This is a genomic window from Bacteroides cellulosilyticus (assembly GCF_020091405.1).
Classification (GTDB): domain Bacteria; phylum Bacteroidota; class Bacteroidia; order Bacteroidales; family Bacteroidaceae; genus Bacteroides.
Genome location: NZ_CP081903.1, coordinates 6,795,905 through 6,815,885, shown reverse-complemented (window position 1 = coordinate 6,815,885; position 19,981 = coordinate 6,795,905). Strand labels below are relative to the sequence as shown.

Here is a 19,981-nt window from a genome sequence, read left to right as displayed (position 1 = left end):
CTATTCTGATAGTTTTTTGTAATACCTCAGCTCATAGCCTTCCAACAGTGAAGGGTGAAATATTTTAATCAAGTCTTTCAATAGCCAATCCGGATGGAAAGGTGTTTCTTCGTAAAAAGGGACCCGGTTGGTATTACATCCGTAGATGTTCCGTTCCTTGAAAGCACGGAAACCTGCATAAGGGGCAAACTCTTTTTCCAGTTCCTTGTATGTTTTATCTATGGGTTGGTTATAGCGTATCAGCCAGAAATCCGTTTGCTGACCTTTCTCAAAGATAACTTCGAAAGGATAGGGGAGCGAGCCGCTATGTGTATCTTCTCTGAAAATATAGTTGGCGCCTGCATCAGAGTATAGTTTGGCGATGGTGCTGTTGCCACCCGGAGTGTACCAGGTAGAGCTTGTTTTCAAATCACACATCACGGAGGGAGCAAAGGAGATGGGCTTTACTAATTCCTGCAAATCCTTATAGCTTCTTTCTACCGAAGCAAACATAGCATCTGCTTCCGCTTTTTTACCAAATAATAGACCGTAGAAACGCATCCATTCGGCACGTCCCAATGAAGAGGTTTCCATATAGTCGGCACATTCAATGATGGGTACATTCAGTTTCTCTACACGTCCGTATCCACCACTGTTTTCAAAAGGAGAAAGTAGGATGGCATCGGGGTGCAGGTCTATGATTTTTTCGATATTGGGGTTCATGCCATCACCTACATCGGTGATGGTTCCGTTTCGGCATTCTTCCTCGATTTCCGGTAGTTTGATGTACTTCAGGTCGCATACGCCACCGATGCTGTTCAAAGCTCCGAAGTCTTTCAGTAAGCTGCAATGAACGGATGAGTAGATGACGGCTTTACTAAGCGGAGTGCGGACAAGGGTGCCTTGAGGCAGTTCTTGGGGTAACGGTTGGTTTTTGTCTACTAATATATAGGTATGCAATATCTTTGCTGTATCCCAGGGATTACGTAGCTGCGCAACAGTATAATCTTCGTAATCTACCAAAGAAAGATTCGAAGAATAGTGCAGTGAGATGGTGTCTCCTTGTGCAGAGCCGGAAGCAGTGCTGTTCTTTCCGCCACAGGCGGAAAGAAGTAACACTGTCACCCAAAAGGTTAGAAAGAAAAGAAATTGTTTCATGCTTTTATTCAGTTACAAAGCGCATATTAGTGGTATAGTATCCGGTTTCCAATTTCTTTTTGAGTACGCCGTCACTACCATAAACATATATGTCGTTGAGAACAGAGAAGGGTTGATCGATGATAATTACATCTCCTGTAGCCGGGTCGACTACAATATTACCAGGATTGGAGAAATCGCTGTAGTTGGCAAACTGCGTAGTTTGTTTGGTATTCATGTCATATACAGAAATGCTTTTGGGAGCGGCATCTTCGTAATATTCTGCATAAATGAGATAGATCTTGTTATTTTTTATTGCTATTTTGCTGGCTGGGCATATTTCCGTAACCTGATCTGTTTGCGGGTCAATGCATTGTAATGTCTGAACTGGATTTCCACTGAAATCTCCACATGAAATGAAATATACCTTTCCGTCTTCTCCGGTTGTACAAACATCATAAGGATTGAGAAGTACTTCTATATTTTTCGTTTTCTTGAAAGTAGCAATATCGACAACCGCCACGTACTTGCCGGTGCCATCTGCGTTATAGTTTGACAGATTTACATAAAGTTTTCCATTTGCAGAAGTCAATGCTTCCGGATGATCTCCTATTTCTATCTTTCCGGTGATGGAGAGGCTTGTGGTGTCCAAGCGTGATACGGTGCCATCATATGCGGTGAAATAAACATTTCCTCCGGTAGCTGTCATGTATCGTGGATTGATGGGTTGTTCGCCATTAGAGAGAGCCAAAGTCTGTATACGGGTAAAATCTGCTCTGTTTACTACTTCAATCTTTGCAGAACTAGTACAAGTGATATATATTTTAGAACCGTATATGCACAAGTCTTGCGCATCACCGATACCTGCCCCGTTGGCAGCAGCAAACAAGTCTGTGCTTATTGTTTTCTGATCCCTGTCGTACCATTGTATAGTGCCGTTATTAGCTTTATTATTTCCTGTATTGATGACATACGCTCCATTGACAGGAGCTATTGGTCCTTCCGGTCCTTTCGGTTCGTCATCATCATTACATGCGGTAAATGCTCCTAATGCCATAACCAACATGGCGGTTTTATACCAATACTTCTTCATTGTTTCTGTTTTTAGTTTATAATTTATAGTTGATTGTTACTTTGTAATTGCGTCCGGGCATCGGGTAGAAGCGGACTATTTCGTAGTTTTTATCACTCAGATTCAAGGCATCCAGCTGTATGCGTAGTGACTGCTTCTTCCATTTAAAGGTATGCGAGAGTGCTATACTGTGGTCAGTGTAAGATTTAATACGATTTTCCGGAATGTTCTGGGCAATCGAATAGCGTTCCGAAGCGTACATTATGTTATAAGTAAGGTTGACATACGGATTCTCAAAAGTCAGACTTCCCGAACCTGAATGTTTCGGAGTATATATAATCTGATTCCGCCATATTTTAGAATTACGGTCGGTAATATCTTCCGCTTGCATGAAGTTGTAAGTTCCTGTGAGATATAACTTATAATGTTCTGCTAATTCTTTTTCAATTGCCAGGTTAATATCCGTACCAATAGTTTCGACTTTACCTAAATTCATCATCTTCCAGATAAACATAGTGGGTATTGCCACGATTTTATCTTTCACCCGATTATAATAAGCATCTACTGAAAGGCTTAGATAGTCGATAAATTCCAATGAAGTAGAATTCCACGTTGTACCTACATTGAATTGCCGGGTAACTTCAGGCTTTAAATTATGGTTGCCAATTATCAGATAATACAAATCATTGAATGTCGGCGTACGGAAGATATCTTTGTATGAAGCCCTGAAACGTAGACCAAAATCAAAAGGTTTCCACGACAGGCTGACAGCGGGTGAAAGGCGTTTACGGTCTGCAGCAGCTTTTCCTGTCCGTACATTCTCTGTAATATAAGTATTCAGCAGAGAAGCGGTAGCAGAAAATTGGTTGCTTTTATAGTGTGTGGCTATTGCTGTTAAATAGGTGAAACGTTCCGGATATTGATTGTTCTGTAAAGTTGTTGACAAATAGTTATAGGCGAAATCCTGTGCTAATGAGAAAGATAACCCTTTTACCGGTTCGCTCCATAGGGTAGCGGATAAGTAAGTCTCAGTCTGGCGGAAACGATTGTCTGTAATGCCGGAAGATTCATTATTATAGTCCCGGTTCCAGCTGAAGTTAAATTTTCCACTTGCTTGTAGCTTCCATTTCTCTGAGAATCGGTTCTCATACTTCAATTGGCCGAAATAATTACGGTCATATAGTCTTTCGGCAGCATACGGATTGTCATAAATCACTCCGCCGGGTAACCCTCTTTCCGAATCAAAGAGATAAACTTTGGCTTTCAAATCCTGTTTCTCATTCAGAGTTACAAACAAATTTAATTCCGCCCGATAAGTCTCTATATCACTATTGTTTCGTTTGGAGTCAATCAGTTTATTCCCATTCCACATTTTGAAAGGATAATTGCCGTCCGCCCGTAAATAATCAGCATAGGCAGAAAGACTGAAACGGTTACTTAATTTCTGAGCATAAAATAGAGAAGGATTAGCAAGCCCGTAAGAACCGGTTTTCATATTTGCAAGCAACCGGAAAGGTCGGTTACTGAAATCCGGACGTGCGGTTTCGATACTTAAAGCACCGGCAGAGGCAAACATCTTCGCTGTCTGGTAAATATTATCACTCTGACCAATGCTGAGTTCCAGTTCGGAAACATTGTCTAACGAAAAACGGGAGATATCTACCTGCCCTGACTGACAATCACTGACAGTCACTCCATCATAGCTGACTGCTGTATGTTGCGCTCCCAAACTGCGTACAGAAACAGTCTTTAATCCACCAATTCCACCATAATCCTTAACGCTGACTCCCGAGAAATGACGAACTGCATCGGCCACATCCGATACTCCCAAACGTTCCATATCAGTTTTCTTCATCTGTTGGAGCGGGGCGGTTGCTGAGAGAGCCCGTGGCACACGCCGACCTTTTATCCCCACTTCCGGAATGGCATGTACTTTTCCCGTAATGGAGTCTCCCGTCTGTTGTGCTTGCAGGCTGGCACAAAAACAGCACACAAGGCAACACAAACAAAACCGTAGCCAGATGTACCGACATAGATTATCTTTTATCATATACAGAAAGCTATAAAATAGATACACCTCATGCCCTTTCCTCGAAGGCATAAAAAATGATCGGTTTTGCAGGTCTTCTGACTTACTCCGGATTTGCCGCCTTCCCACCATACGAATATTGGCAGTGGCACAGGTGATTGGCAAATCCTGCAATAGGAGATCACAGCAGCGGGACTGTTTGGGAGTCACACCCAATTCCCTTTTCATGGAGTATACCGAAAAGCATACTCCAACAAAACCGGGAGCAAAGATAGGAAAGATTTATGTTTAATTTGTAATGTGGTGCAGTATTTTATAAATTTATGCATTTATTCTAACAGAGTAACTTAATAGAAAACTAATACTATAATGCTTATGCTAAAGAAAACTATTGCTGCGCTAAGCCTACTCAGTATCCTTGCAGCTTGTCAAAATGATGAGACCCCCTCTCAACCGGAACCAAAACCACGTCAAGACATCAATCTCACCCGTGCGGAACAAGATTTAATGGACAAAGGTACAGACTTTGCTTTCCGTTTCTTCGATCAGGTGTGCAGTACCGAAAAGGAAAAACCGAATGTTTTTGTGTCTCCATTGAGTGCATCACTTTGCTTATCAATGATTACTAACGGAGCTTCGGGCAATACGCTTACTGAAATGCAGAACGTATTGGGATTTCCTGCCGCTTCTTTCTCTCTTGATGATCTGAATAACTATAATCAAAAGCTAACTTCAGCTTTATTGGATTTAGATAATACCACTCAATTAGGAATCGCCAATTCTATTTGGGTAAAACAAGGTTTTAAAGTTTACGATTCTTTTGTGGAGGTGAATAAGAAGATGTATGATGCCCAGGTACAGGAACTTGATTTTACATCTCCCACAGCGAAGGATGTGATTAACCGGTGGTGCGCTGAGCAGACGAATAATTGTATAAAAGAGGTTATACAGAGAATACCGGAAGATGCACGTATGTATTTGATTAATGCACTCTACTTCAAAGGCATTTGGAAGAGTCAATTCCAAAAATCGGATACTCGCCAGGAAAATTTTACTAATTCTGATGGTACTGAGCAGAAAGTGAACATGATGAATCAGACAGAAACGTTTAATTATGCTCAGAACTCAGCATTCTCCATCGCAGAATTGCCGTATGGCAATGAAGCTTTCAGTATGGTGCTCTTATTGCCTGCCGTGGATAAGACTTTAGATGAGAGTTTGTCCGAGTTGACTTATGAAAACTGGAAGGAATGGAATGCAGCTTTGTCGAGCAGGCAATTGCAGGTTAAACTTCCCCGTTTCAAAGTGGAGTATGACAAGATGCTCATAGAGGATATGGTTGCTATGGGGATGAAGGATGCCTTTGATGGTTATAAGGCTGATTTCTCTAAAATGTCGGCTGCCGAGTTATATATTGGGCTTTTGCAGCAATTTACTTATGTAAATGTAGATGAGGAAGGTACTGAAGCAGCGGCTGTTACAGTTGGTGGAATGTTGGAAACTTCTGCCGGGCCATCTACTCCTATATCTTTCTATGTAGACCGTCCTTTTGCTTTCGTAATTAAGGAAAAGAGTACGGGAGCAATTCTTTTTATGGGGAAAATTACGAAACTATAATAAATGATAAAAGAGGGCCTGAACATTCAAGCCCTCTTTCGTTATAATATACTGTTTTTACAACTTACTCTTATAAATCTGTGCCATCACCTTCTGATACTGGTTTTCCAGTTGAAGCAGATTTTGTTTGCTTTGATAAATCACAGAAACTTCCACAAAGAATTCTATCACGCTGATTTGTCCACCTGTAAGGGCTTGTTTCAGCAATGCGAGATCTTGTTGTGAGCTGAAGGCTTCCTGATATTCCTGCATGGAAGCTTGCAAGGATTGAGCTTCGCGATAAAGCTGTGCTAATGAAGACTCTGCCTGCAAAGTCGCATTCTCTTTCTGAAAATCTATATTCATGGATTGTGCCTTGGCTATCTTCACCTTATTTCGGTTCTCGAAGATGGGGAAAGAAAAGCCCACCACAACACCATTGAACGGAGTGCCCGATTCGGTGTTACGACGATAACCTAACTCCAACTTAGGCAGCCAGCCTTGTTTACTGACAGAAATTTGTTTGCGGGCAGCAGCGCTTTCGTTGCTCAGTGACCACAAGGCAGCATCCGACGCGATAACCTCTTCACGCAGTTGTTCATAATCAGCCGGTAGTGGATGCAGCGGATATTCGCTGAGAGAAGAGATTTGCAATGGCTGGTTGCTGTTCAATGCAGTCAGTTCTTGCCATTTGTTTTCCAAGGTGGTGCGGTTGGTTCGTGCTTCTGTACGAACGTTCAGCAATTCCAGATTGATTTTATTGGTTTCCAAAACATTGGCATCTCCTGTTTCCAAACGTTTCTTGTAATAGGCGGAAAGTTCTTCTGCCTGTTTCAGACGTTCGTCCAGCAGCCTTTGCTGTTGTTGCAACATGAGGATGTCGAGGCATATTTCCTTGGCTTGAAGCAACAGTTGCTGGCGGAAAGCGGTGGATTGTGCATCGAGTGCACCGGTTTTAAGACGGTTCACTTGTCCACGCGTAGCGTAGAGCGTAGGGAAGTCGAAGCTTTGTGAAACAACAAGCTCGCCGATGGTTTCGTCCTTATCTTTTGCTCCCCACAGGTGAGAATAAGAAAGGGTTGGGTCGGGAAGATTATTCTCCGACTTGTTTTCCAATTTCTGCGAAGTGATGAGTTGGGCGTTGGCCTGCAACTCTTTATTATTCGCTTCGATGCGGCGCAGCACTTCGTCTATGTCGACCGATTGTGCGCGCATCCCCGCATATAGGAAAAAGGTGATAATACTAAATATCAGAATTCGTTTCATTATTTGATATTGTTAATGGTTATATGGATGTTAATTCGCTGGTTTCCGGTGCATCATCAGATAAACAATCGGAATGATGAAACCGTTCAGGAACGTGGAAGTTAAAAGACCGCCAAGGATAACTTTCGCCATCGGACTTTGAATTTCATTACCCGGTAAATCTCCTCCCAGTGCCAATGGAATAAGAGCGAGAGCAGAAGACAATGCCGTCATTAAAATCGGATTCAACCGGTCCATTGAACCGCGTATAACGCTATCATATACTCCCATTCCTTCTTCCCGTTGCAAGTGGTTGTAGTGGCTGATCAGCAACATACCATTTCGGGTAGCGATACCGAACAGTGAAATAAAACCGATAATAGCCGGAATACTCACTTCTCCCGTTGTCATCAACAAAGCAAATACACCACCGATCAATGCTAACGGCAGATTGATAAGAATAATCGCACTTTCCTTCACGCTACGGAATTCATGATAAAGCAAAAGGAAAATAACCGCGATACTCATCAGCGATGTAAGCAATAACGTGCGGCTTGCTGCCTGTTCGCTCTCAAATTGGCCACCGTATTCCAGATGATACCCTTCGGGCAACTTAATATCCTTGTCCACACGGGCCTGAATATCATTCACCACACTGCGCAGGTCGCGGTCGGCAACATTGGCAGAGATCACGATTTTACGTTTCACGTTCTCGCGGCTGATGGTATTCGGTCCCATGGCAGAACGCACTTCTGCGATGTAGTTCAAAGGTATTTTCTTTCCGTCACTGGTATCTATCATCAAGTTGCGTATCTTCTCCATTTCGTCGCGAAGATCATCACGTACACGTACGGTAAGGTCGAAACTTTTACCTTTCTCGTATACCTGTGATACGGTTTCACCAGCAAGACATACATTCACGAACTCAGAGAATTCTGGTAATGAGATACCAAACTTAGCCAGCATTTCCCGCTTGGGCGAAATGATAAGCTGAGGACGTTCTATCTGTTGTTCCACATTCAGGTCGGCAATACCCGGAATATCCTGGATGGCACCTTTGATTTCATTACCCAAGGTAAACATACGGTTCAGGTCGTCACCAAACAGTTTAATTGCGATGTTGGCTTTCGTACCACTGAGCATAGCATCGATACGGTGGCTGATAGGCTGGCCGATTTCCACATTTGCCCCTACGATAGTACCTAACTTTTCGCGTACTTCGGCAACCAACTCACTGCGTGAACGGTCTTTCAATTCGAACGGAGCTTCTATTTCCGAAACATTCACACCAAGCGCATGCTCGTCCAGTTCGGCACGTCCGGTCTTGCGGGCAACGGTTTGTATTTCGGGAATGCTGAGTAATAACTCTTCAGCACGATGTCCCATCTTATTGCTTTCTTCCAGAGAGATACCCGGTAAGGAAGATATGTTAATCGTAAACGAACCTTCGTTGAAAGGTGGCAGGAACGAACGTCCCAATGTGAAGAAACATACCAGGGCAACTACGAACAAACCGATTGTACTGCCCAGTACGATCTTCTTATGTCCCAGTACGAATGCCAATGCAGCACCATACCACTGTTTCATCTTGCGTGCTACGAACGAGTCGCTGCTCTCTTTCTGTTCCTTCTTCTTGTCTTTTCCTAAAAGATAGGAGCAAAGTACTGGTGTAACTGTCAATGCCACTACCGTAGAAGCTGCCAATGCTACAATGAACGCAATACCCAGCGGAACCAGCATGCGGCCTTCCATACCGGTGAGGAAGAACAGCGGTACGAAACTGACTACGATAATCAGCGTGGAATTCAGAATAGGCATACGTACTTCTTTCGATGCGTTGAATACTACTTCCAATATGGAAAGTCGTTCTTCCACAGGTTTCAACTTATTCTCGTGGAGCCGTTTATATACGTTCTCCACGTCCACAATGGCATCATCCACCAGCGAACCGATAGCGATGGCAAGACCACCGAGACTCATTGTATTAATTGTGAAGCCCATATAATGCAGCGTCACCAGTGAAGTAATCAATGAAAGCGGTAGTGTAACCAATGAGATCACCGTTGTACGTACATTCGCAAGGAACAGGAATAGGACAATCACAACGAAGATACCTCCTTCAAACAAGGACTTCTGTACGTTTCCGATAGAGCTTTCGATAAAGCGGCTCTGGCGGAAGATGTCTGTGCTGACTTTTACATCCGGTGGCAGGTTCTTCTGCAAGTCTTTTAAAGATGCTTCTAATTTATCCGTTAATTCCAGTGTGCTGGTGGCTGGTTGTTTGGTTACAGTTAACAATACGGCGGCTTTGCCCCGTTCGGATGCTGTACCCAGTTTGGGTAACTTTGCTCCGATATGTACATCTGCAATGTCTTCCAGTAAGATAGGAGCATTACCCGAAGCAGTTCCACCACGTACTACGGCACGTGCCAGTTGATCTACGCGGTCGGTAGAAAGTACTCCACGCACAATGTATTCGTTACCATATTCATATAGCACGCCACCGTTTGCGTTCAGATTCATTTCGCGGGTTACAGTCATGATTTCATTCAGCGTAACACCGTAATGCCGCATCCGTTCCGGATCTAATTGTATCTGATATTCCTTTATATCACCGCCAAGTACTGCTACCTGTGCCACACCGCCCGTAGAGAGCAAGCGCGGACGGATGGTCCAGTCGGCTATTGTACGCAGGTCGAGCATGGAGGTAGAGTCGGCCGTCAATCCGATAATCAGCATTTCACCCAGAATGGATGATTGTGGGCCCAGTGTCGGTTTACCTACACCGGTAGGCAGGCTTTCACTTACGACAGCCAACTTTTCGCTGACAATCTGCCGGGCCAGATAAATATCCGTATCCCAATCGAATTCTACCCATACTACAGAGAAGCCGTTGGTAGATGAAGAACGTACGCGGCGCACACCTGTTGCACCGTTCACAGCTGTTTCTACAGGAAATGTAACGAGTTGTTCCACTTCTTCTGCTGCCATGCCGTTTGCTTCGGTCATGATAACAACCGTAGGTGCATTGAGGTCAGGGAATACGTCCACTTCCGTGTTCATGGCGGTGTAGGTTCCGCCTATCAGTAACAACACCGAGGCTACAAGCACCAGGATGCGGTTATGAAGTGAGAAATGTATGATCTTATTTAACATGTTGATTAAAGTGTTAGAGTGTTAATGTGATAACGTGATAGGGTGAAGTTGCTTTATCACTCTATAACCTCATCACTTACCACTGTTATTTTAGTGTTCGTGACTGTGTGCCGGTATCGCATTCGTAGCGCTTGCCAGTTTCACTTGATAAGCCCCTTCGGTTACCACGCGGTCTCCGGCTTTTACACCTGAGAGAATCTGTACGCTTTCACCGTTATCGGCTCCGAGAGTCACGAGTTGTTTCTTATATCCTTCTTCATCCAGTTGCAGGTAGACAAAGAAACTGCCTTGTTCTTCAGTCAATGCTGAATGGGGCAGGGATATTACGTTTTCTATAGGGGAAGACAATAAGAAGATTTCTACAAACGAACCGGGGATAATATCACCTTTGTTGTCGAACTCAAAGGTTACAGGTACATAATATCCACCATCACCACCGGAAGCCTTGCCATAAGAGAGAAGACGCCCGTCTAAGTCTTTCAATGTATATACCTTATTATTATAAGGAGTGCAGAAGTTAGCAGAACCAATAGTACGCAGATATTGGTAATATTTCTCAGACACATCAGCACGCAGGAACAATTTGCGGTTTTGCGTAATGCTGACTAACGGTTGCCCTACGGCTACATAATCACCTTCTTTCACTAACAGGCTTTTTACATATCCGCTGATAGGCGAAATTACCGCTTGTCCGCTTGCTGAACTATTTTTAGCTACGGCTTCGTAGCTGATACGTGCATTTTCGTATGCTTGTTCCGCCTGAGCGAAATCTTTTTCAGAAACAATTTTATTTCCTACGAGGGCTTTCATGCGCTCATATTCTTTCTTGGAAACTTCATAAGCGATACGTGCCCGTTCTACAGGGTCACCATCCGCCATGTTTTTGGAAGATAATGTCACCAGTGGCGTACCTTTACTGACACTCATACCTTCGATTACTTTTCCACGGAAAGATACTACACCTGCTACGGTTGCTACAGCCACGCTCTCATCTCCTTGTGCTGCCATTACCTGACCGCTGGTTTTTATAACCTGATGGAAAATCCCCGGTTCTACAACATTGGATTTTACTCCGGCAGCCTGTGCTTTGGCGGTAGGCAGAATGATTTCGTCACTATGTCCGGCTGCTTGTTCATCGTGACTATGTCCATCGTGGTTATGTTCGTCACCTTCGTGATTGTGGTCTTCGCCTTCATGATCATGATCACAACCTTCGTGCTCATGTTTTTCTGTTTCATGATTATGACCTTCGTGTCCGTCGCCGGATTTACTATTGCAAGAGCCTAACAGGAATAATCCCATGACTCCCATAAAAAGAATTTTTTTCATGATGATATTTTTATGTTCTTACTTTTATCTGTGTACAAAATTAGAGATAAAAGCCTGCAATAAAGTTGCAGACTTTACGATAAAGTAAGAACACACGGAGGTGCGCGAAGTCCTGTGGCACGTGTGAGATACGTGCCATGAAGTGACTCCTGGTATATGCAGTCCTGTCTTTGCCCGCTTTCTTCGGGGAGGACCAATAGTCTAAGAAGTGGTTCGGAGAATAATGTGATAACCAGCGGAAAATCCGGATGTGTCCATCCGTTGTCCGGGCTGGGAGTTTGCTGGAAAAAGTGAGTAGTAACACATCCCGTATCGCAACAGCAATGTTCGCTATCCGGGGTGTGTTGTTGTCCGCAACAATTGGGAGTTATGTCATTCTTCATACATATTAACCCGTTGTTGTGATGGTGGTGAGGAATAACCGGTACCACCAGCATGACCATGCTGATGAATATAAAAAAGAGTGTTATGTACCGTTTTCTCTGCATCCTTATTTTTTTATTGCGGACAAAGATAGAAGTTAACGGCTTAATTACCAAATGTTAGTTATTAAAAAGCCTTGAATAATCCATTTAAACCTTCACTCATACTGGGATGGGTGAATATGAAGTTACGTAAAGCCGAAGATTTTTGCCCGGTTTTCATGACAAACGCTACCAGATTGATAAGTTCCGGTGCATCCACGCAGAAGAGTGAGCAGCCCAGTATTTTCTTCGTATCCGTATTTACAATAGCTTTTAGCATCCCATCCATATTCTGCAAAGTACGTGCACGAGGGATGGCGGAAGCGGGCAGACGTGAAATCTTGATGGGATATCCACGTTTCATGGCTTCTTCTTCCGTCAGACCGATATGTGCCATAGGCGGATCTGTGAAGATGGCGTAAGGTACGGGATTACGGTCATCAACAGAACGTTCCTTATTACCGAAAAGATGATTTAAGATGATACGGGAATCGTCAATTGAAAGGTAATCATACATTTCCCCGCCTTTAGCGTCTCCCAAAGCCCAGACGTGTGGTGCAGTAGTGCGTAATTGCTCATTGACAATGATCCCTCCTTGTGCATTAACCTGTATTTTTGCTTTTTCCAGATTCAGATCATCTATCATAGGTTTACGTCCTGTTGCAATGAGCAGGGCATCGCCTTCAAGAAAGTAAGGTGTGCCGTCCGAGGCATCCGTATAGGCGGCGGTGATGCCGTCCGCTGTATCATGTAATGATTGTACGCGTGCGTTCAGACGTATCTCTATATTTTTTCTTTTCAGACTTTCCTGCATATATTCGGCAATCTCCCGATCAGCTTTCGGCAAGAAGCGTTTACCGGCTTCCAGAATAGTAACCTTGCTGCCGAATCCGGCATACATGGTGGCAAATTCCAGCCCGATGGCTCCGCTTCCTATAATCAGTAAGTGTTGGGGAAGAATCTCGGTATGCAGCAATGTATCACTTGTATATACGTATCGGCTGTTTTTTAATCCATCAATATCGGGTAGGATAGGTGTAGAACCGGTATTGATAAAGATTTCTTTTCCTTCCAGTTCAAAGTAATCTTCACTTTCCGGTGAAGGAACTACCTTTACCGTGTCCGGACAGAGAAAAGATGCAGTTCCGTCATACAATGTTATATTAGGGTTATTCGTCAGATTTTCGACGTTCTTTTCTCGAAGAAAGGTGACTAACTTATCCTTGCGCCTTAGGGCGAGGGAATATAACTTGGATTGTTTCTTATAGTCGTCTTGATAGATACGTTCGGCGAATTCCGATTCGTTTATCATGGTTTTAGTAGGAATACATCCTACATTTATACAGGTTCCACCGTACATGTCCGGGGAACGTTCGATGACCGCCACTTTCCAGTTGCGGTTGGCTAATTCGACCGCCAGTAGCTTGCCACCTTTGCCGAAGCCTATTATTATAGCGTCATATCGTTTCATTGTTCTCGTAATTAGAGTTTTATAAAAATGAAACAATATGACGCAAGAAAAGTTGCGGAAGCCCTGTTAAGGAACGTTTACCTTTCCAGTTCGCGGAGTGACTCCATCTTCTTTTTTTCCAGGAATTCGTAGATGCCGCTTAAGTGTTCCTTTACTTGTTTATTACCGAATTCGTAGACCTTGGTAACCAGTCCGTCCAGGAAGTCACGGTCATGGCTTACTACAATCAGTGTACCATCGAAATCCAACAGTGCTTGCTTCAGAATGTCCTTAGTCTTCAGGTCGAGGTGGTTTGTCGGCTCATCCAGAATCAGTAGGTTTACCGGTTCCAACAACAGTTTAATCATGGCGAGTCGTGTGCGCTCTCCACCGGAAAGCACTTTCACTTTCTTCATGGATTGTTCTGGGCCACCGAACATGAAAGCACCCAGCAGGTCACGTATCTTATTACGTATTTCTCCCTTTGCCACATCATCAATCGTTTGGAATACCGTTAGGTTTTCGTCCAGCAGAGAAGCTTGGTTTTGTGCGAAATAACCGATCTGCACATTATGTCCGAGTGTCAGCGTGCCATCGTGTTCAATCTCTTTCATGATACATTTCACCAAGGTGGACTTTCCTTCGCCGTTTTTGCCGACAAATGCTAATTTGTCTCCCCGTTCCACGGTCAGTGTAGCGTTTTTGAATACCACATGGTCGCCATAGGTTTTACCTACGTTTTCCATGATTACAGGATAATTGCCGGAACGTGGAGATGGCGGAAATTTCAACCGTAGTGCCGAAGTATCTTCTTCATCCACTTCTAGAATTTCCAACTTTTCCAACATTTTTACGCGGCTTTGTACTTGCAGGGTTTTGGAGTAAGTGCCTTTGAAGCGTTCAATGAATTCTTTGGTTTCGGCAATGAACTTCTGTTGTTCGTCGTAAGCCTTTTGTTGTTGTTCACGACGTTCTTTGCGGAGTTCCAGATATTTGGAGTAATTTACTTTATAATCATAGATACGTCCCATTGTCACTTCAATGGTACGGGTAGTGATATTATCCACAAACTTGCGGTCGTGGCTGATGACAATAACAGCTTTACCATTATTGATAAGGAAATCTTCCAACCACTGAATACTTTCGATGTCGAGGTGGTTGGTAGGCTCATCCAGTAACAGTACATCCGGCTTTTGCAACAGTAGTTTGGCAAGCTCGATGCGCATACGCCATCCGCCGCTGAAGTCACTGGTCTGGCGGTTGAAATCTTCGCGGCTGAAGCCGAGTCCTAACAGAGCTTTCTCTACATCTTCCTCATAGTTGGTAGCATCGATAGAGTAGAATTTTTCACTCAGGGCGGAAACCGTTTCAATCAGTTCCATGTAACTGTCGCTTTCATAATCGGTACGTGTTTCCAGTTCTTTGTTGAGGCGCTCTATTTCTGCTTCCATCTCATGCAGGTGTGAGAAAGCCTGTGCGGTTTCCTGGAATACGGTTCGTCCGTCTTCCGTCATCAGATGTTGCGGCAGGTAAGCGATAACACTGTCTTTAGGTGCCGAGATTTTGCCCCGGGTAGGTTGGCGTACTCCTGCCAGAATTTTCAGTAAGGTACTTTTTCCCGCTCCGTTCTTTCCCATCAGGGCGATGCGGTCTTTTTCATTAATAACGAAGGAAACGTCACTGAATAAGGTGGTGCCGCCGAATTCTACGGCCAGTCCGTCTATTGAAATCATACTCTATTTTTAAATTGAGGCGCAAAGATAATGCAAACCGATAACAGAATAAAATGAACTCGTTCATTTTTTATGTTGAGGTGTAGCTTATCTTCTCTAAAGATAGTGCAAATAGAGCGTAGAACTTTCATGCTTGCATGAAAAAGTTATGCCGAGATGCAGCATATCTTCTCCAAAGATAATATATTTATATTATTTTTTATATCTTTGCCTCATTAAACAAAAATACATTGGTCATGGAAACAGGGAATTTATCAGAAGATTACCGTCCGCTGATACTGGTAGCGGAAGACGATGATAGTAACTTTAAGTTGATAAAGGCTATTATTGGCAAAAAATGCGAGATATTGTGGGCAAAAAACGGTGAAGAGATGGTTAATCTGTTCAAAGAGAACCGTGGAAAGACAGCTGCTATTCTTATGGATATCAAAATGCCTATCATGAATGGTCTGGAAGCAACAAAGATTATCCGTGAAGAGGAGAAAGAACTTCCTATTATCATGCAGACTGCTTATGCTTTTACGGCTGACCGTGAAAATGCAATGGCTGCCGGTGCTTCGGAAGTATTGGTAAAGCCTATTACCTTGAGTGCATTACGTACTTGCTTGAGTAAGTTCTTGCCACTGTTGCAGTGGTAACAGAATTTTCATAGTATAAATTATATTATAACGAACGCGGGATGACTTCTTAATGTAGTTGTCCCGCGTTTGTTATTTATATTTAGGAGGATACTTCTTTTTATTCTCTATAAGAATGTTTCTGAGCATATTTCCGTAAAAAATAAAAGATATTTTATCTATTTTCTGTATTAATTCCTTATATTTATAGACACGTAGGAAAACGGCATGTGAAGAACTACTCTCCATAACTAATATTTATTAATATGAAACAACTACTATTATTACTACTATGTACTGCACTTCATTTTACTGCTAATGCCCAAAGTGTCATAAACAGTGATGCATATCTTGCACATATCGAGAGAAGTGGGCAGGAACCGATGCAATATGTTGCGGATAAAATCCGTAAGTATTCAGTCGTGACGATAGGGGAAGATCATTGGATTAAGGATCATCCTCTGTTTCTCTGTGATGTTATTGACTCAATGGCCACGGATACGACGGCAAATATTGATATCCTTGCTCTCGAATTCGGAAATTCGATGGATCAGAAGCTTGTAAATGAATTATTGAACTCATCCGAATATCGGGAAGATCTAGTCTTTAAGATTCTGCAACACGCTCCTGATGATTACGGAAATCCTTATAAGGAATATGCGGATGTCTTTCGCAAAGTGTGGGAGACCAATCAAACCAAACCGCAAGAGTATCGTACCCGGATTGTTTTGTTAGATCCTGCTTATATTCAGCAAGTTTTTGATAAAGAAGAAGTTCAATACACTTGTTCGCGAGATGACAATATGGTTAATCTGATAAGGTGGTACATTATTCAACGTAAACATGTTGTCTTCTATGCAGGCGGAGCTCATACCACCGCGCAAATCAGAGGCATTCGCAATGGAGATTATTACTATAATTACCCGTCAGCAGGCTATTTGCTCAAGAAGTGTTATCCCAATGATGTATTTATAATTACTTTATGGGGTGCATACATGGGAGCTAACGGATATATACCGGATGAGAAAACGCGTTGGGTGCAATTGGCGGGAGGTGTCATTGATGAGGCTTTTCGGATGAATGGGAATAAGCCTGTTGCATTTGACCTCGGCGGCGCTTTCGCAAGCCTGACGGTTGCGGATTATTTTGGTAATCCGGATGGTAAGTTGATCTGGGTAGACAATCCGATGAATGGTTCGCCTTATGTTAAAACAAATCTGCTGGCTGACGGATGTGATGGTATTATCTTTATAAAACCGACGGCAGAGTTTAGTGGCATTCATTTGATTGATATATATGATGAGGAATTTCTGAAGCGTATAGAGAATCGATCAGAGGGCAAATGTAAGACGTCGGAGCAAACATTGAAGGAAATAAAAGAGTGGCATCCGATACTGGAATATTAGCTGAGGAGGGGGACGTTTATATGAGACTCGTGATATTGCGGAATAGATTTCATTGTTATCACATAACTACCTATTAACATAATGAATAATATTGATTTTGAGTACCAAAGATAGAAATAAAGGTGAAACATAAAGGATGTAATCAATCGATTTCAAATCGATTGATTACATCCTTTATGTTTCTTTTGTTACTGCTGTTACGTTACATTGTCTAATGTTCTTCTCTTTCCTGCATCTTTCGTTTCACGAATTTTATTTTCAGGTTCGCCTCTTCCATCTCTTTTTTTATCTGAGTGATGGATGAAAGTATCTGTGCCAGTTCATAAACTCCTGCCAATGCCTGGCGGTCTACCGGAGACATAGTAGTGGAGTAGGAGCGTTCGCCTTGATAATTCACTTTGATATTCTTGTCCTTATTCAGGTAGAGGAATCCCATAACATTGCCATCCTCTCCCATTTTGAAATCGGCCTTTTCTATTTTTTCTCCCAAATCGGTAGTTTCATAACTATCTTTGGAAGTAGGAGTCTCGGCAAAACTACCATCAGGAGCAACTACTTTTACACCTACATGGTGAATATTGCTTGGACCACAATAAATGGAAGTCATGCTCATTTGTCCGGTTTCGTTCACCTGGAAGCGGAGATATGAACGATGCAGATTTTTTTCTATTACTTGTGAGGGGTGCAGATAGTTGCCTATTTTCTGATATTCGGCATCTTTTTCGAGAGTGAATTTCCCTTTTATGGCATCCAATTCGCTTTGTTTCTTTTGAAACAGGCTATCCAGGTAAACAAGTGTTTTTTCCTGTTCTTTCAGTTCTACCTGCTGCATCAGACTGATGCCTTCACGACGAGTTTCAAAAGCTTTTGGGTATAATATCTTAATGCTGTCAATCTGCATTTTTGCTTCACTGAAGTCTCCCCGTTTAAAAGCTTCGCGGGCGGTTTGCAATTTTTCACCGGCTTTTTTCTCCACATTCTCGCAAGAGAAGAGCGTGCAACAGAGGCACGCAAGAAGTATCATTGTCTTCATAACTGTTGTTCTTCTGTTAGTGAGGACAAAATTATAAATAATATCCGTATCTTTGCAGCCTCAAATATAGATAAATGGTATTTTAGTTTTCTTAAGATATCGGATGTTTGGAACAATTATTTGTCCTCACCGTACCCGGTCCGTATCAAAGCCGTACCTGGTCCGTACCAAGTCCAAGCGTATAGGTACGGAGCAAATACGAGGATGACACGGCTCGGATACATGGAAGGTGGAAAAATAGACCAAAAGACTTTCTATGCTCCGGAATGAAAACTATATGATTATTTTTTAAAGGTGTATTATGGTTGAGTTGACAGCAGAAGAATTGAAACAACATTTTAGTGACGACATATTTAAACGGATATCCGAGACGGCAGATGAATTGGGATTGGAATGCTATGTGGTCGGTGGATATGTACGCGATATTTTCCTGCAACGCCCTTCTAAGGATATTGATGTCGTAGTGGTTGGCAGTGGTATAGAAATGGCTGAAGCATTGGGCAAATGTTTGGGGCGTGGTGCGCATGTGGCTGTATTCAAGAATTTTGGTACTGCACAGGTTAAATATCATGGGACAGAAGTGGAGTTTGTAGGTGCACGCAAAGAATCATATCAACGTGATTCTCGTAAACCCATTGTTGAAGATGGTACGTTGGAAGATGATCAGAACCGTCGTGATTTTACTATTAATGCACTGGCTGTCTGTCTGAACCAAAGTCGTTTCGGAGAATTGGTAGATCCTTTTGGTGGCATAGAAGATTTAAAAGAAAAGACAATTCGTACTCCGCTTGATCCGGATATCACATTCAGTGATGACCCGTTGCGTATGATGCGTTGCATCCGCTTTGCTACCCAATTGAATTTCTATATTGATGATGCTACGTTCGAGTCTTTGTGTCGCAATTGTGAACGCATTTCTATAATCTCTAAGGAACGTACTGCGGACGAGCTGAATAAGATATTACTCTCTCCTGTTCCTTCCAAAGGTTTTATTGACTTGGATCGTTCCGGACTGTTGCCGCTGATTTTTCCGGAACTTGCTGCTTTGCAAGGTGTGGAAACCCGTAACGGACGGGCTCACAAGGACAATTTCTATCATACTTTGGAAGTTCTTGATAATATCAGTCGCAAAACAGATAACCTTTGGTTGCGATGGGCTGCCCTGTTGCATGACATAGCGAAACCTGTTACCAAACGTTGGGAACCTCGTGCAGGCTGGACATTCCACAATCATAATTTCATAGGTGAGAAGATGGTACCGGAGATTTTCAGGAGAATGAAATTACCGATGAATGAAAAAATGAAGTATGTACAGAAGCTGGTAAGTCTGCACATGCGTCCTATTGTCATTGCCGATGATGTGGTAACCGATTCTGCAGTACGTCGTCTTCTCTTTGAAGCGGGAGATGACATTGATGACCTGATGACCCTGTGTGAAGCCGATATCACGTCTAAGAATATGGAGCGCAAACAACGTTTTCTTAATAATTTCCAACTGGTGCGTCAGAAACTGAAGGATCTTGAGGAACGCGACCGTGTTCGCAACTTCCAACCGCCCATCAGTGGAGAAGAAATTATGAAAACTTTCAATCTGGAACCCTGCCAGCAGGTAGGAACTTTGAAAAGCGCCATTAAAGATGCTATTCTGGATGGAGTGATACCTAATGAATACGAGGCTGCACGCACTTTTATGTTGCAGCGTGCTGAAAAGATGGGATTGAAGCATTCTTAATAT

The 19,981-nt window shown here is 42.9% G+C and carries 14 protein-coding genes and 1 riboswitch; of the genes, 4 read left to right on the top strand and 10 right to left on the bottom strand.

Annotation, left to right across the window (positions count from 1 at the left end; translation table 11 throughout):
- From K6V21_RS26155 to K6V21_RS26145, 3 genes are read right to left on the bottom strand one after another with little or no spacing between them, the layout of a single operon-like run.
- The gene (locus K6V21_RS26155; RefSeq protein WP_224320394.1) at positions 1-1,137 is read right to left on the bottom strand and encodes an ABC transporter substrate-binding protein; all 1,137 of its coding nucleotides are present in this window, start codon (positions 1,135-1,137) and stop codon (positions 1-3) included.
- Positions 1,138-1,141: 4 nt separating this feature from the next.
- Positions 1,142-2,209 (bottom strand): YncE family protein, encoded by a 1,068-nt coding sequence (locus K6V21_RS26150; protein WP_224320393.1) that lies wholly within the window; start codon positions 2,207-2,209, stop codon positions 1,142-1,144.
- A gap of 16 nt (positions 2,210-2,225) precedes the next feature.
- Positions 2,226-4,238: a TonB-dependent receptor plug domain-containing protein gene (locus K6V21_RS26145; RefSeq protein WP_224320392.1), complete on the bottom strand. Its 2,013-nt coding sequence runs from the start codon at positions 4,236-4,238 to the stop codon at positions 2,226-2,228.
- A gap of 49 nt (positions 4,239-4,287) precedes the next feature.
- Positions 4,288-4,491: riboswitch (cobalamin riboswitch) on the bottom strand.
- Positions 4,492-4,592: 101 nt separating this feature from the next.
- On the opposite strand from K6V21_RS26145, the gene K6V21_RS26140 reads away from it, so the two are divergent.
- The gene (locus tag K6V21_RS26140; protein WP_224320391.1) at positions 4,593-5,834 is read left to right on the top strand and encodes a serpin family protein; all 1,242 of its coding nucleotides are present in this window, start codon (positions 4,593-4,595) and stop codon (positions 5,832-5,834) included.
- 57 nt (positions 5,835-5,891) lie between these two features.
- Here the strand turns inward: K6V21_RS26140 and K6V21_RS26135 are convergent, their stop codons facing one another.
- From K6V21_RS26135 to K6V21_RS26110, 6 genes are all read right to left on the bottom strand, one after another.
- Complete coding sequence (locus K6V21_RS26135; protein WP_217714235.1) at positions 5,892-7,079, bottom strand: TolC family protein; 1,188 nt, start codon at positions 7,077-7,079, stop codon at positions 5,892-5,894.
- 30 nt (positions 7,080-7,109) lie between these two features.
- Positions 7,110-10,214: an efflux RND transporter permease subunit gene (locus tag K6V21_RS26130; protein WP_224320390.1), complete on the bottom strand. Its 3,105-nt coding sequence runs from the start codon at positions 10,212-10,214 to the stop codon at positions 7,110-7,112.
- 90 nt (positions 10,215-10,304) lie between these two features.
- Positions 10,305-11,543: an efflux RND transporter periplasmic adaptor subunit gene (locus K6V21_RS26125; RefSeq protein WP_217714237.1), complete on the bottom strand. Its 1,239-nt coding sequence runs from the start codon at positions 11,541-11,543 to the stop codon at positions 10,305-10,307.
- 74 nt (positions 11,544-11,617) lie between these two features.
- A complete protein-coding gene (locus tag K6V21_RS26120) occupies positions 11,618-12,031 on the bottom strand; it encodes a DUF6769 family protein (protein WP_074435160.1) in 414 nt (137 codons plus the stop codon).
- A gap of 61 nt (positions 12,032-12,092) precedes the next feature.
- Positions 12,093-13,478 carry an FAD-dependent oxidoreductase gene (locus tag K6V21_RS26115; RefSeq protein ID WP_224320389.1) on the bottom strand — a complete coding sequence of 462 codons (1,386 nt, stop codon included), beginning with the start codon at positions 13,476-13,478 and terminating at the stop codon, positions 12,093-12,095.
- A 77-nt stretch (positions 13,479-13,555) separates the two neighbouring features.
- A complete protein-coding gene (locus tag K6V21_RS26110) occupies positions 13,556-15,190 on the bottom strand; it encodes an ABC-F family ATP-binding cassette domain-containing protein (protein ID WP_007210433.1) in 1,635 nt (544 codons plus the stop codon).
- A gap of 236 nt (positions 15,191-15,426) precedes the next feature.
- Between K6V21_RS26110 and K6V21_RS26105 the strand changes: the two genes are divergently transcribed.
- Both K6V21_RS26105 and K6V21_RS26100 read left to right on the top strand, forming a co-directional pair.
- Positions 15,427-15,828, top strand: coding sequence for a response regulator (locus K6V21_RS26105; RefSeq protein WP_217714239.1), 402 nt, complete (start codon positions 15,427-15,429; stop codon positions 15,826-15,828).
- Positions 15,829-16,073: 245 nt separating this feature from the next.
- The gene (locus K6V21_RS26100) at positions 16,074-17,213 is read left to right on the top strand and encodes a hypothetical protein (RefSeq protein WP_224320388.1); all 1,140 of its coding nucleotides are present in this window, start codon (positions 16,074-16,076) and stop codon (positions 17,211-17,213) included.
- Positions 17,214-17,424: 211 nt separating this feature from the next.
- On the opposite strand, the gene K6V21_RS26095 is transcribed toward K6V21_RS26100, so the two are convergent.
- Complete coding sequence (locus K6V21_RS26095) at positions 17,425-18,246, bottom strand: hypothetical protein (RefSeq protein ID WP_224320387.1); 822 nt, start codon at positions 18,244-18,246, stop codon at positions 17,425-17,427.
- A gap of 301 nt (positions 18,247-18,547) precedes the next feature.
- Between K6V21_RS26095 and K6V21_RS26090 the strand changes: the two genes are divergently transcribed.
- Positions 18,548-19,978 (top strand): CCA tRNA nucleotidyltransferase, encoded by a 1,431-nt coding sequence (locus tag K6V21_RS26090; protein WP_224320386.1) that lies wholly within the window; start codon positions 18,548-18,550, stop codon positions 19,976-19,978.
- The last annotated feature ends 3 nt before the right edge of the window (positions 19,979-19,981 follow it).

What these genes read in the sequence shown, in the direction of transcription:
- K6V21_RS26155 (WP_224320394.1), bottom strand. Translation starts at nt 1,137, where the DNA reads ATGAAACAATTTCTTTTCTTTCTAACCTTTTGGGTGACAGTGTTACTT.
- K6V21_RS26150 (WP_224320393.1), bottom strand. Translation starts at nt 2,209, where the DNA reads ATGAAGAAGTATTGGTATAAAACCGCCATGTTGGTTATGGCATTAGGA.
- K6V21_RS26145 (WP_224320392.1), bottom strand. Translation starts at nt 4,238, where the DNA reads ATGATAAAAGATAATCTATGTCGGTACATCTGGCTACGGTTTTGTTTG.
- K6V21_RS26140 (WP_224320391.1), top strand. Translation starts at nt 4,593, where the DNA reads ATGCTAAAGAAAACTATTGCTGCGCTAAGCCTACTCAGTATCCTTGCA.
- K6V21_RS26135 (WP_217714235.1), bottom strand. Translation starts at nt 7,079, where the DNA reads ATGAAACGAATTCTGATATTTAGTATTATCACCTTTTTCCTATATGCG.
- K6V21_RS26130 (WP_224320390.1), bottom strand. Translation starts at nt 10,214, where the DNA reads ATGTTAAATAAGATCATACATTTCTCACTTCATAACCGCATCCTGGTG.
- K6V21_RS26125 (WP_217714237.1), bottom strand. Translation starts at nt 11,543, where the DNA reads ATGAAAAAAATTCTTTTTATGGGAGTCATGGGATTATTCCTGTTAGGC.
- K6V21_RS26120 (WP_074435160.1), bottom strand. Translation starts at nt 12,031, where the DNA reads ATGCAGAGAAAACGGTACATAACACTCTTTTTTATATTCATCAGCATG.
- K6V21_RS26115 (WP_224320389.1), bottom strand. Translation starts at nt 13,478, where the DNA reads ATGAAACGATATGACGCTATAATAATAGGCTTCGGCAAAGGTGGCAAG.
- K6V21_RS26110 (WP_007210433.1), bottom strand. Translation starts at nt 15,190, where the DNA reads ATGATTTCAATAGACGGACTGGCCGTAGAATTCGGCGGCACCACCTTA.
- K6V21_RS26105 (WP_217714239.1), top strand. Translation starts at nt 15,427, where the DNA reads ATGGAAACAGGGAATTTATCAGAAGATTACCGTCCGCTGATACTGGTA.
- K6V21_RS26100 (WP_224320388.1), top strand. Translation starts at nt 16,074, where the DNA reads ATGAAACAACTACTATTATTACTACTATGTACTGCACTTCATTTTACT.
- K6V21_RS26095 (WP_224320387.1), bottom strand. Translation starts at nt 18,246, where the DNA reads ATGAAGACAATGATACTTCTTGCGTGCCTCTGTTGCACGCTCTTCTCT.
- K6V21_RS26090 (WP_224320386.1), top strand. Translation starts at nt 18,548, where the DNA reads ATGGTTGAGTTGACAGCAGAAGAATTGAAACAACATTTTAGTGACGAC.